Below are 13,123 nucleotides of genomic sequence, written 5' to 3'. Positions count from 1 at the left end.
CTATTCCGTATCATTTTTTTAATCTGTTTAAAGGCCTGCCTTAACTCATGTGTTGGATATTTGTTGATAAATAATTAACCAATTTTTACAAATACTCAACAAATGAAAAAATCGATTGTAGCTTTTTTACTTGCATTCACCGTAAGTATAATTGGCTATTCGCAAGTCACCTTTTCAGGAAAGGTATTAGACGAGAACAACGTACCATTGCCGGGTGCATCGGTAGTTGTAAAGGGTGGGTCCACAGGTGTGGCCACCGACTTTGATGGAAATTTTGAAATTGAGCTCCCACAAGGAGGGGAAATTTTGGTAGTATCCTATATAGGGTATATCTCCCAGGATTTGGAAACAGCCAGTAAAACTACCGCGACCATCGTATTACAGCCCGATTCACAACAATTGGATGAGGTTGTGGTAACCGCTTTGGGTATTCAAAGAGAGACCAAAAAGCTTGCCTATGCAGTACAAAAGGTTTCTGGGGAAGAAATTTCCGAGGCCAAGGAAACCAACGTGGTCAATTCGCTTGCCGGTAAAATGGCCGGTGTCCAGATTACGGGAGGAAACTCGGGTGTTGGGTCTTCTTCACAGATTATTATCCGTGGTGAGAATTCCCTTAACCCAAGTCCCAATGCCAACTCGCCATTATTTGTAGTGGACGGTATTCCTATCAACAACAATGTGAACAATACAGGAAGTGAGGGGAACATGGGGGTTGATTATGGTAACGGAGCCATGGACATTAACCCAGATGATGTAGAGACCATGACCGTGCTTAAAGGACCAAATGCAACAGCACTCTATGGTTCCAGAGGAGCCAATGGTGTTGTGCTCATTACCACCAAATCTGGTAAGGGCAGCAAGGGAATTGGGGTGTCCTATACCCACAATTCGACTTTCGAAGATCTTTTGACACTCCCAAAATATCAAAACCGCTACGGACAAGGTTCCGGAGGGCAGTTTGCTTTTAATGATGGTGGGCAGAACCGTTCCTTGACAGGAGGTATAAACGATCACGTGGACGAAAGCTGGGGGCCAGCTTTAAACGGACAATTGATCCCTCAGCACGATAGCCCAACAACCAGTGGATTGAGAGCTGGTGACGTTCATGTTAGGCCAAGAAATCCTGATGGAACTTTTGCTGATGAAATCATCGCAACGCCTTTTTCTCCACAGCCCAACAATATCGATGACTTTTTTAGAACAGGTTTCACCATGAGCAATAACATTGCTTTGACGGGAGCTAACGAAGATGGTAATTTTAGGGTATCCTTTACCGATTTGCAAAGTGAGAGTGTTATTCCAAACTCCAATTTTAAAAGAAGGTCGTACCAAGTAAATGGTTCCTACAACCTTACCGATTGGTTAAAGGTGACCGGTTCCATGAACTACATCAATTCGAACTCCCGCAACCGTCCCAATAACTCTTACGGAACAGAAAACGTAATGTATCTGTGGATTTGGTTCGGTCGTCATATCAACATGAACAATTTAAGGGATTATTGGCAGCCAGGTTTGGAAGGTGTGCAGCAGTACAACTATAACTACAATTACCACGACAACCCTTTCTTTACCGTGTACGAGAACACCAATGCCTTTAACAAGGACCGTGTGATCACCAACCTAAGGGCGGATATGACATTGGCAAAAGGATTGAGCTTAATGTTGCGTTCCGGTTTCGACTATTCCAGTGAACTGGATATGAGAAAAAGGGCCTATTCAACGCAACGTTTCCCGAACGGTCAGTACAGAGAGGATTTTATTTATGCCTATGAGCAGAACACGGATTTCCTTTTGGCTTACAACACTGAGCTGAATCAAGATTTTGATTTTGGTGTATCCTTCGGGGGTAACCATCGTTCTGCTAAAAACAGATATCAACGTATCAGTGCCAACTCTTTGTCGATTCCAGGGATCTATAACTTTGGAAATGCGGCCGAGCCATTGACGCAGAGTGATTATGACGGTAAATTCACCGTAAACAGTTTGTATGCCTTCTCCAATTTGGCCTATAAAGATTATGCTTTCTTGGATGTTACCGCTCGTAACGATTGGTCTTCCACATTACCTGATGGAAACAATAGTTATTTCTATCCATCCGTTGGTTTGAGTTTCATTCTTTCTGATATGTTCCAGATGCCAGAGTCCATCAGCTTTGCGAAAGTTCGAGGAGGCTGGGCCAGTGTGGGTAACGATACCGACCCTTATAATTTGGCCGCGACCTTTGGTTTTGGAAATACCTTCAACGGATATTCAAGGGCCTATTCCCCATCCGAATTGAAACTTGCCGATTTAAAACCAGAACGTACCAACTCATTCGAAGTAGGTGCCGATGTTCGTTTCTTTGGAAATCGTTTGGGGCTGGATGTGGCTGCATATAAGTCGGTAACCAACAACCAGATTCTTTCTTTGCCCGTATCCAATACTTCCGGATTTAGTTCCAGGGTCATCAATGCAGGTGAGGTAGAGAACAAAGGTTTGGAAATCACCTTGACCGCAACACCACTTAGAACCGACAACTTTAGCTGGGATACCAACATCAACTTTACCACCAACCGTGGAGAGGTAAAAGAACTTACGGATGGATTGACCCAATATCTTGTAAAGGAAAATTACCTTCAAGTTGTTGCGGAGGTCGGGGAACGTATGGGTGACCTTTACGGAACAGGTTTCGAACAGGTGACCGACCAAAACAGTCCTTATTATGGACAATGGATCATTGATGGTGATTCAGGTTTGCCCATCAGAAGCAATGAACTAAGAAACCTAGGGAACTACAATCCAGATTTTATGGTTGGTTTTCAGAACAGCTTCCGTTACAAAAACCTTCGATTTGGTTTCCTTTTCGATTGGAGACAAGGTGGTGTGTATCACTCCAGAACGGTTGCCATTGGCGGTACTACAGGTATGTTGGATTTCACTGTTCCCGGTCGTGAATCGGGCATCGTTGCCCAAGGTGTTGTGGATGATGGAAATGGAAACTATACACCAAACACGGTCAATGTAGCGGCTTCAAACTACTACTCACATGTGTACAACAGGGGCAACGAGCAAAGCTCAATGTTCGATGCCACCTATGTAAAACTAAGAGAAGTAAAATTGGGTTATACGCTTCCAAGCAAGCTGTTGGCCAACACGCCGATACGATCAGCGACCATCTCTTTGGTAGGTCGTAACCTGGCACTTTGGACGGAGAACGATCACGTAGATCCCGAATCCATTTCTTTCTCCGGAGGTTCGATCGTACCCGGTGTGGAAGATATGGCATTGCCCAGCACAAGAAGTTTTGGTCTTAACCTTAACGTAGAATTTTAAACAAAGAATTTAAGATAAAGAATGATGAAAACATCAAACTTCATAACATCCATCTTATTTGCAGGAACCTTATTGGTTTCGTGTACGGACAATTTTGAGAGTATCAACTCCAACCCCAACGCCCCGGAACAGGTGAGTGCCAACTTGCTTACCTCCACCGTAACTTCGGAAATCACAAGAACGTTGACACAAGAAGGGTATAGCGATGGAAATACCATTACCCAGCTCATGGCAAAAAACAACTTTCCTGGTTTTAGTCAGTTTGATTGGGGAGATCAAGGCATGTGGAATTTCTTTTACAACTATTTGCCCGAAATCAATGATATTTTGGAAATTTCCCGTGCAGAAGGATCTCAAAATGCGACCTACGAAGGCATAGCCCTGACATTGAGAGCACTTTCTTTTGCCAACCTTACCGATTTGTATGGCCACGTACCTTACACCGAGGCCATGTCAGGTGAGTCCGAAGGAATTTTTACCCCGGTATACGATGATCAAGAAACCGTTTATAATGGAGTCCTTCAAGATTTGGCAGATGCCGATGCCGCACTGGCAAAAGGGGAGGCGATTACCGGATCTACAGGTGACGTCATCTATGATGGAGATGCTTCCAAATGGAGAAAACTGGCAAATTCATTGCGTCTTCGTTACCTGATGAGAATCTCCAAACAACGAGATGTATCAGCCGAAATGCAGGCCATTGTCAGTGCAGGAAACTACATCAATTCTAATGATGACAACGCCACATTAACCTATAGTGGTACATCAAATACCGATTCTTGGCCAGAGAGTACAGGTCGTATCGGTGGTTTTGACGAGAAGAGTCTTTGTACCACCTTGTTGGGCTATTTTGAAGAATTCAACGATCCTAGATTGGATATCTGGTTCGATCGTAACAGTGATGGCGAATGGGTAGGTATTCCAATTGGTCTGAACCAAGACAATGCCCGTGCTTATGATGATGCCAACAGTCCAAGCCGTTTGGATGTGGAATTGTTTTATTTCTCCTCAACAGCTGCCGAAGCGTTCATTATGAAAAATTCAGAAGTACAATTTATTTTGGCAGAAGCTGCCCAGAGAGGTTTTATTGCTGGCAGTGCCGCTGATTATTACAATGCAGGTGTTAGGGCAAGCTTGGCCTATTGGGGCGTTGCGGAAGCTGATATCGATGCATATTTGGCGCAACCAACTGTACAATATGATGGTTCTTTGGAATTGCTGCTTACTCAAAAGACCATAGCACTTTGGAACGTGGATTACCAAGGATGGATGGATTACAGAAGAACGGGTATTCCTGCCTTGGAAACAGGCCAGGATGACCTTAACGGAGGACGCTATCCGGTTCGTTTCCTTTACCCATCGTCCGAACAAACATTGAATACGGCAAACTATGAAGCTGCCGTACAAGCCATGGGCGGAGAAGGGGACAACATCAATACACCCGGCTGGTGGGAAACAGGAACCAGATATTAAACGATTGAAAAATAGTCTTTTAAACAAAATATGGTTGCCCTGTTTTTCAGGGCAGCCTTTGTTGTTAAAAATAAATAAGATGTCTAAAAAACTACTGTTACCTATTCTGCTGATTGGTTTGATGGTGTCGTGCACAAATAAAGTAGCTCGGTCCACTGATATTGAGCATGTGGTCATCATTGGAATAGACGGTATGAGTCCCAATGGGATTCAAAAGGCCAAAACGCCAACATTGGATTCCATGATCCAGAATGGGGCCGCCACCATGCATGCACGGTCCGTACTCCCATCAAGTTCCAGTCCCAATTGGGCCAGTATGATCATGGGTGCCGATACGGAACAACATGGGGTGACTTCCAATGGTTGGGAAAAGTTCGACCATCAATTACCACCGGTCGTAGTTACTGAAAACGGGACCTTTCCTACCATATTCACACTGTTTAAAGACCAACAGCCAGAAGCGCATGTAGGTGCCATTTACGACTGGGACGGTTTTGGACGTTTGTTCGAAAAATCCGACGTGGATTTTGATATCGACGGAGATCATGAGGACAAAACCACGCAAGAAGCGGCAAGCTATATCAAGGAGCATAGACCAAAATTCACCTTCGTGCATTTGGATCACGTAGATCATGCGGGACATTCCCAAGGCCATGGGAGCCCTGAGTATTACAAATCGGTGGAAAAGGCAGATTCCTTGATTGCCAAAATCGTAAATTCAACCAAGGATGCAGGGATTTTTGAAAAAACCATGTTTATTATATCCGCAGACCACGGAGGTTTAGGCTTTGGTCATGGCGGAGAAAGTCTGGCCGAAATGGAAATACCATTCATTATGTACGGGGCGGGAATCAAAAAAGGCTATAAAATCGAAGAGACCGTTTACCAATACGACAATGCACCGACAGTTGCCTATGCCATGGGATTGCAAATGCCCCAAGCTTGGATGGGCAGACCCGTAAGAGGGGCTTTTATAGGAAATGAAGCTCCAAAGCTTATATACAAACGAAAAGAGAAGATAAACCAACCCAAAATTCTTCCAGATGCCGGCCATTTTGAGCCGTCAGGAGGCATTTTTAAAGCGGATTCTGTTGCGGTGGTCATGCAAAACCCGAACAATGTGGGTGAGATTCGGTACACCATTGGCAACAACGTGCCGACTTTGGAAAACAGCCAAGTCTATCAAGACACCTTTTATCTAAAGGAGACAAATATCATCAAGGCAGGTATTTTTCAGAACGAGCGATTGGTAAGTACCGTCGCCGAAGGAAATTTCAGGATTATTTCAAAAGCAAAACAGGACCCTGTCAAATTTGAGGTTTTTCAAGTGAGCGGTATCGAAAAGCTTCCGGTTTTCACTACCTTAAATCCGGTGCATGAAGGTTACGTAACGGAGTTCTCCCATAAGCAAGCACTCTCCGAAGATATGCCGCAAGAGCAAGTGGCCGTGGTTTTTGAAAGTTATTTGGAAGTGACCGAAGAAGGAACATATAACTTTTTCACCAATAGTGATGATGGTAGCAAACTTTATGTGAACGGTGCCGAGATAGTGGACAACGATGGTGACCATGGTGTTATGGAACGCAGCGGGACTTTGGAACTATCCGGAGGGAGGCATTTGGTCCGTGTAGAATTTTTCAACGGTGGCGGGGGCTATCATTTGGATATTAAATATTCGGGTCCCAATACGCCAAAACAAATTATTCCAGCGGATAGGCTGTTTAGAGAAAAATAACAAAGAATGAAGCAAAAGCGCAACAAGCACAACTCAGAATCTGTTGTGGAGGGCGACATCAACCTAACTCCTGCGCGGAGAGCATGGTTGCAGAACGAAGTTGGCGATGAAACCCAAGAGCTACTGGAAAAGGACGCCAAATATTTTATGCATCAATCCATGTCCACACCTTGTTTGGACGTGCTCCAAAATTGTGATGGCTCGCACATGATCAGTGTATCGGGCAAAAAGTACCTCGATTTTCATGGAAACAACGTGCACCAAATCGGGTTTTCGCATCCAAAACTGGTCGCTCGACTAACGGAGCAGCTGCAAAACTTGACGTTTTCCACCAGACGCTACGCCAATGAGACCGCTATTCAATTTGCGGAGAAATTGACCTCTTACACTCCAAAGGGCCTTAACCGCATCCTAATGACCCCCAACGGAAGCTCGGCCATTGGCATTGCCCTAAAATTGGCAAGGGCCATTACTGGTAAGCATAAAGTCGTCTCTTTTTGGGACTCGTTCCACGGTGCATCTTTGGATGCCATAAGTGTTGGGGGCGAAGCGATCTTCCAAGAGCATATGGGGCCATTAATGCCCGGTGTGGAACGCATTCCGCCACCAATAACCTATCGTGGTATATTTGAGGGTAATGAGGACAAGGCATTGGAGTATTTGCAGTATGTTTTGGAGAAAGACCATCAAATTGGAGCTTTTTTAGCGGAGACCATTCGCAACACCGATGTGCAGATTCCATCAAAAAAATTCTGGAAAGCAGCTAGGGAACTTTGTACCAAACATGGTGTTTTACTGATTTTGGATGAAATCCCCATCGCTTTTGGAAGAACGGGAACTATGTTCGCCTACGAGCTTTTTGATATTGAACCGGACATTCTCTGCTTGGGTAAAGGATTGGGGGGTGGAATTATCCCTCAAGCAGCGATTGTTACCCGTGAAGAATACAACAAATTCGGACATATTTCCCTCGGGCACTATACCCATGAAAAAAGTCCGTTGGGATCCATGGCCGGCTTGACGCTTTTAGAGGTTTTGGAAGAGGAAAACATCTTGCAAAAAGTGAAGGAGGATGAAGAATTCATGAGAAAATCCTTGTACAAAATGCACCGAAAATATTCATTGATCGGAGATGTGCGGGGTGTTGGTCTTTTATGGGGCATTGAACTGGTGACTAACAGAACGACCAAAGAAAAAGCAACGGCGGAAGCCGAAGAAATTATGTACGAGTGCCTAAAACAAGGATTAAGTTTTAAAGTTTCCAAAGGAAACGTACTACAGCTTTCTCCACCATTGACCATAACAAGAGAAGAACTGGAAAAAGCATTTGAAATATTGAACTCTGCCTTTTTAAAAACAAACCATATCGCCTAATGAAAAAAACGAACCAACTACTACTTGTACTTTGTTTGGGTGTGATGAAACTATCAGCGCAAACCGAACCCCAAATTTTGGTACAACCTTATCTCCAAGATGCAGAACCGAATTCCATCGTCATCATGTGGGAGACTACAAGTGGCGAAGAAAGCATTGTGGAATGGGGAACTACAGAAAAACTGGGCAAAAAAACCTCAGGAAAAGCCGAGGATATCAATTTTTCCGAATCCCGGGTGCATACCGTAAAACTTGAAGGTCTTAAACGTTTTACCGAGTATTATTATCGGGTGAAAACAGATAAGGCCAAATCGGATATCTATCAATTTAAAACACCACCTTTTTCAAGTGATGAAGAGTCGTTCAATATTGTAGCCATGAGCGATATGCAATACGATAGCCAAAACCCGAACAAGTTTTCCGAAATCGTAAACCAAGGCATTCTTCAGTATTTGGAACAGGAGCATGGAGGCAAGTTGCCCGACAATCTGGCCATGGTGATGATTCCCGGCGACCTGGTGCAGAGCGGCAGCAAATATTACCAATGGAAGGAGCACTTCTTCGACCCTGCACAAAAACTATTTGCAGAGGTTCCTGTGTATCCGGTTTTGGGCAACCACGAGCGCAATTCTGTTTTCTACTTCAAATACTTCAGCCTTCCAGAAAATGGAACGCCTGCCTTTGCCGAACATTGGTGGTACAAGGATTATGGGAATACTCGAATCATCGGGCTAAACTCCAACGATGGTTACCGAGACCTTCGCGAGCAATATGAATGGTTGGAACAAGTACTGGCCGATACGGAAAAGAACGAAGACATTGATTTTGTATTTGCGCAACTCCACCATCCCCACAAATCGGAACTTTGGATTCCCGGCGAGGAAGAATCAACGGGCAAAGTGGTGAAAATGTTGGAGACATTCTCCACCAAAACTGGAAAACCGAGCATCCACTTTTTTGGTCATACGCATGGCTATTCACGAGGGCAATCCAGAGACCACAAACACCTTTGGATCAATGTGGCCTCGGCGGGTGGAGCCATCGATAATTGGGGAGAGTTTGAAGGTAGGGATTATGATGAATTTACGGTTACCCAGGACGAATATGGCTTTGTGATGGTCGAAGTCGACGGTAACCGGAACGACCCTAAATTCACTATCAAAAGAATCAGTCAAGGGAATACCGTAAAGCCACGTCAGAACGAGCTTACCGATAGCATTACCGTTTGGCGACTTGAGAAAAAGCCAGAAGCGCCGAAAATTATCTCGCCAGCAAACAACGTTGTGGTAACTGATGATTTTGCTACCTTGAAAGCTGGTGAATTTACAAGTACATTGAGTGGAGCATTCCATGCCGCATCACATTGGCAGGTTTCGGAAAGCCCTGATTTTGAAAAGTTGGCTTTGGATAGTTGGAAACAGTTTGAAAACTGGTATTACAAAGAGGACCGTCAAAAAGAGGACGATTTGACCGATGAAAAACCCAAACGATTAAAAGCAAATACCACCTATTATTGGAAAGTTCGGTACCGTGACCAAAACTTGAACTGGAGTGATTGGTCCGAAACAGCATCATTTAAAACACCACAGGAAAATGAAAAATAATTTTTTGTTCTTGATGATTGCCGTAGTGGCAATGTTCAGGGTTAATGCCCAAAATACCGATACCAAAGTAATCTTGATAACGTTGGACGGTTTTCGTTGGCAGGAACTGTTTACCGGTGCAGATTCCCTTTTGATCGGTAACAATGATTATGTTCACGAAGCAGACCTGTTGAAGGAAGCTTTCTGGAGGGACACACCGCGCGAAAGAAGGGAAGCGCTACTGCCCTTTATTTGGGGTCAAATTGAAGAGATGGGCCAAATCCATGGAAATCGAAAGTTGGAAAGTAAAGTAGATTTGACCAATTCCATGTGGTTCTCTTACCCGGGTTACAACGAAATCTTGACAGGAACTGCAGATGATGAAAACATTCGGAGCAATGATAAAGTTCCAAACCCAAACACCACCATTTTGGAGCGCTACAACAGTACGCCCGAAGGAAAAGGTAAAGTAGCTGCCTTTGGTAGCTGGGATGTTTTTCCCTCTATAGTTAACGAAGAGCGCTCGGGAGTTCCAGTAAATGCGGGATTTGAAAAGGCCACCGATAATTTGAATGCCAAGGAGGAATTTTTGAACGAGCTTCAAGACCAGATACCAAGTCCATGGGGCACTGTGCGGTTGGATGCATTTACCCATCATTACGCCTTGGAGTATATGAAAAAGGAACATCCAAAATTGGTTTTCATTTCCTACGGGGAAACCGATGATTTTGCCCACGATGGGGATTATCAGTCTTATTTAAAATCGGCCCACAATACCGATGCATTGATCAAAGATTTATGGGAGTTTACCCAACAAAATGACTTTTATAAGGACCAAACCGTGTATTTGATCACTACCGATCATGGCCGGGGAACCGAGCCTTTGGACACATGGAGAAGTCATGGAAGCGATATCAATGGGGCGGGCTCCGTTTGGATGATAGCTTTTGGGGAAAATGTTCAGCCTAAAGGTGAAGTTGATACCGAGGAACAATTGTATTCCAATCAGATTGCAGCGACCGTTCTAAAAATATTGGACATGCCCATTCCTAAAGAAATCGAGGGCAAGCCCATGAAATTATAAGTTTAAGTTCGTTTATTTCAGTTTATTAGTTTGCGTTAACCAGCAAAGGCCCACACCTAACGTGTGGGTTTTGCTTTGGTGGGCATCGGTTAGAGCTAAAATAATTACCTTAGAGGATTGCATTTAATCAATATGGAAGAAGAACTTTTAGCAATATTCGGTAATCATTTTGAGCGGCCCCTTATCGAGGAGATTCTTCAAGAAGGAAGATTAATGGAAGTGCCCGCGGGCGAGACTATAATGGATATTGGGCAATACATAAGAAGTATACCCTTATTGTTGTCGGGAGCAATTAAAGTGCTTCGGGAGGATGAAGAGGGAGATGAACTACTTTTATATTATTTGGAGCAGGGAGAAACCTGTTCGGTGACCATGGCATGCTGCATGGGTCAGACCAAAAGTGAGATCAGGGCCATAACAGAGACCGATACAAGATTGGTAATGGTGCCCGTCCAGAAAATGGAGGAGTGGATGGCCAAATATAAGGGATGGCGCAATTATGTGTTCGAAAGCTATCAGAACCGTCTCAATGAGCTGCTTCTTACTGTGGATAGCATAGCCTTTAAAAATCTAGATCAAAGGTTGGTGGACTATCTCAAAAAAAAGGTCGAGGTAACCAATGATAACCGTATCAGAAATACCCATCAGGAAATAGCGTATGACCTGCACACCTCAAGGGTAGTGGTTTCCAGATTATTGAAAAAACTGGAAAAGATGAAAAAATTGGTGCTACACAGAAATCATATTCACGTATTAGATCTGTAAGTTTGTACCCTTTGTTACTGTAAAAGGCCATCGGGCAATCTATTTTTGTAAAAAAACCATCGCATGATCAAAAGGTTCTTCCCATTCTTGTCTTGGATAGCTACCTATAATAAATCATTGCTCCAAAAGGATTTGATTTCAGGCATTACCGTTGGAATCATGCTGATTCCTCAAGGAATGGCCTATGCCATGATTGCGGGAATGCCCCCCATTTATGGATTGTATGCTGCATTGGTGCCCCAGCTTGTCTATGCCTTAATGGGGACTTCAAGGCAGTTGGCCGTTGGGCCCGTGGCCATGGACTCATTACTGGTGGCAGCTGGTGTTGGGGCCCTAAACCTGATCAATGAGGAGGACTATATCTCAACGGTTCTTTTCCTGACCTTGCTCATTGGGGGGTTGCAGCTCCTTATGGGAATATTCAAAATGGGTTTTTTTGTCAATTTTTTGTCCAAACCGGTCATAAGCGGCTTTACATCGGCCGCAGCACTTCTTATAGGCTTTGGCCAATTGAACCATATATTGGGAACCCATTTTGCCCAGTCAGGCAGAATACATGAGCTTTTGGCGAATATAATCCGAAGCTTGCCCTATATCCACTGGCCTACCTTTTTTATGGGCTTGGGATCCATACTATTTATTGTTCTGTTGAACAGATTCAACAAAAAATTGCCAGTGCCACTGTTCTTGGTGGTATTGGGTATTTTGGCCGTGGTTATCTTTAAGCTTAATACGGCGGGAGTCCATATCGTGGGGAATATTCCAAAGGGACTTCCAGGTTTTCAGGCCCCTGAGTTCCAGTGGGACAAAATGGGACAACTTATGCCCATAGCCATAACGGTGGCCCTATTTGGGTTTATGGAATCCGTTTCCATAGCCAAGACGGTGGAGGAAAGACATCCTGAGTATGAATTGGACGCAAACCAAGAACTCAGGGCATTGGGTATTGCCAATATGTTAGGTTCATTCTTCCAGTCCTTTTCGGTATCTGGAAGTTTTTCGAGAACCGCCGTGAACGATAAAGCCGGAGCTAAAACAGGAATGTCATTGATATTTAGCACCCTGATCATTGCAGGTGTATTGCTTTTTCTTACCCCTTTGTTCTATAACCTTCCAGCAGTGGTGTTGGGGGCGATTATCATTGTGTCCGTAGCAGGCTTGGTAGATTTAAAATATCCTTGGATACTTTGGAAAAATAGAAAGGATGAATTCCTATTGCTGGTCGCCACTTTTTTAATGACATTGCTCATCGGGTTGATGGAAGGAATCCTATTCGGGGTACTATTGTCCTTGATGTTGTTGGTATATCGGATATCCAAGCCACATATGGCGGTCTTGGGAAGAATCAAGGATACAAGCTATTTTAAAAATATAGATCGCTTTTCGGGAGATGTGGAGGTGGAAGCCGACAAATTGGTGCTGCGGTTCGATGCCCAATTATATTTTGGCAACAAGGATTATTTCAAAAAGCAACTATATCGGCAGATAGAAAAAAAGGGACCTGTCCTGAAGTATATCATTTTAAATGCGGAACCCATCAATTATATTGATAGCAGCGCCGCTTCCATGTTGGAGCGCATTATCTTGGATCTAAGGCACCGCGACATCCACTTTTTGATCGCAGCGGCCATAGGTCCGACAAGGGATATTTTGTACAGTAGCGGAATCGTGGACATCCTAGGGGAGGAAAACCTCTATGTGCAGACCATCGATGCTGTGAACGGATGTAACGAACAAAATGAGAGGAGCCTTATGCAAAAAAAGGTGTCGCTACAGTCCAAAAGAAGGACTTTGTAA

General features: G+C 44.1%; 8 protein-coding genes. All 8 read left to right on the top strand.

All coding sequences use genetic code 11. The annotated features are described in order from the left end of the window. Nucleotides 1-102: 102 nt before the first annotated feature. The 8 genes from DCK90_RS06650 to DCK90_RS06615 all read left to right on the top strand — a co-directional run bounded on the left by DCK90_RS06650 (nucleotide 103) and on the right by DCK90_RS06615 (nucleotide 13,123). A complete protein-coding gene (locus DCK90_RS06650; protein WP_108245405.1) occupies nucleotides 103-3,312 on the top strand; it encodes a SusC/RagA family TonB-linked outer membrane protein in 3,210 nt (1,069 codons plus the stop codon). Nucleotides 3,313-3,333: 21 nt separating this feature from the next. Then, the gene (locus DCK90_RS06645) at nucleotides 3,334-4,785 is read left to right on the top strand and encodes a SusD/RagB family nutrient-binding outer membrane lipoprotein (RefSeq protein ID WP_108245404.1); all 1,452 of its coding nucleotides are present in this window, start codon (nucleotides 3,334-3,336) and stop codon (nucleotides 4,783-4,785) included. Between the two features lie 79 nt (nucleotides 4,786-4,864). Next, complete coding sequence (locus DCK90_RS06640; protein WP_108245403.1) at nucleotides 4,865-6,520, top strand: alkaline phosphatase family protein; 1,656 nt, start codon at nucleotides 4,865-4,867, stop codon at nucleotides 6,518-6,520. A gap of 6 nt (nucleotides 6,521-6,526) precedes the next feature. Continuing rightward, complete coding sequence (pbfA, locus tag DCK90_RS06635) at nucleotides 6,527-7,894, top strand: (R)-1-hydroxy-2-aminoethylphosphonate ammonia-lyase (protein WP_108245402.1); 1,368 nt, start codon at nucleotides 6,527-6,529, stop codon at nucleotides 7,892-7,894. Next, nucleotides 7,894-9,498, top strand: coding sequence for a purple acid phosphatase family protein (locus DCK90_RS06630; RefSeq protein ID WP_108245401.1), 1,605 nt, complete (start codon nucleotides 7,894-7,896; stop codon nucleotides 9,496-9,498). Before pbfA ends, DCK90_RS06630 begins: the two co-directional genes overlap by 1 nt. Then, nucleotides 9,488-10,561: a phosphoglyceromutase gene (locus DCK90_RS06625; RefSeq protein ID WP_108245400.1), complete on the top strand. Its 1,074-nt coding sequence runs from the start codon at nucleotides 9,488-9,490 to the stop codon at nucleotides 10,559-10,561. The genes DCK90_RS06630 and DCK90_RS06625 overlap by 11 nt, the downstream gene beginning before the upstream one ends. Before the next feature lie 132 nt (nucleotides 10,562-10,693). Next, nucleotides 10,694-11,326 (top strand): Crp/Fnr family transcriptional regulator, encoded by a 633-nt coding sequence (locus tag DCK90_RS06620; protein WP_108245399.1) that lies wholly within the window; start codon nucleotides 10,694-10,696, stop codon nucleotides 11,324-11,326. Nucleotides 11,327-11,389: 63 nt separating this feature from the next. After that, entirely contained in the window at nucleotides 11,390-13,123 is a 1,734-nt protein-coding gene (locus DCK90_RS06615) for a SulP family inorganic anion transporter (protein WP_108245398.1), read from the top strand.

Origin of the sequence: Muricauda brasiliensis, assembly GCF_003057865.1 — a bacterium.
In the GTDB taxonomy this organism is placed as follows: Bacteria; Bacteroidota; Bacteroidia; order Flavobacteriales; family Flavobacteriaceae; genus Flagellimonas; species Flagellimonas chongwuensis.
The sequence above is the reverse complement of the archived record's forward strand: the minus strand, read 5'-3'. Positions and strand labels throughout refer to the sequence as shown.

Coding starts and splice junctions, on each gene's coding strand:
- DCK90_RS06615 (WP_108245398.1), top strand. CDS start 11,390: ATGATCAAAAGGTTCTTCCCATTCTTGTCTTGGATAGCTACCTATAAT.
- DCK90_RS06640 (WP_108245403.1), top strand. CDS start 4,865: ATGTCTAAAAAACTACTGTTACCTATTCTGCTGATTGGTTTGATGGTG.
- DCK90_RS06645 (WP_108245404.1), top strand. CDS start 3,334: ATGATGAAAACATCAAACTTCATAACATCCATCTTATTTGCAGGAACC.
- pbfA (WP_108245402.1), top strand. CDS start 6,527: ATGAAGCAAAAGCGCAACAAGCACAACTCAGAATCTGTTGTGGAGGGC.
- DCK90_RS06630 (WP_108245401.1), top strand. CDS start 7,894: ATGAAAAAAACGAACCAACTACTACTTGTACTTTGTTTGGGTGTGATG.
- DCK90_RS06620 (WP_108245399.1), top strand. CDS start 10,694: ATGGAAGAAGAACTTTTAGCAATATTCGGTAATCATTTTGAGCGGCCC.
- DCK90_RS06625 (WP_108245400.1), top strand. CDS start 9,488: ATGAAAAATAATTTTTTGTTCTTGATGATTGCCGTAGTGGCAATGTTC.
- DCK90_RS06650 (WP_108245405.1), top strand. CDS start 103: ATGAAAAAATCGATTGTAGCTTTTTTACTTGCATTCACCGTAAGTATA.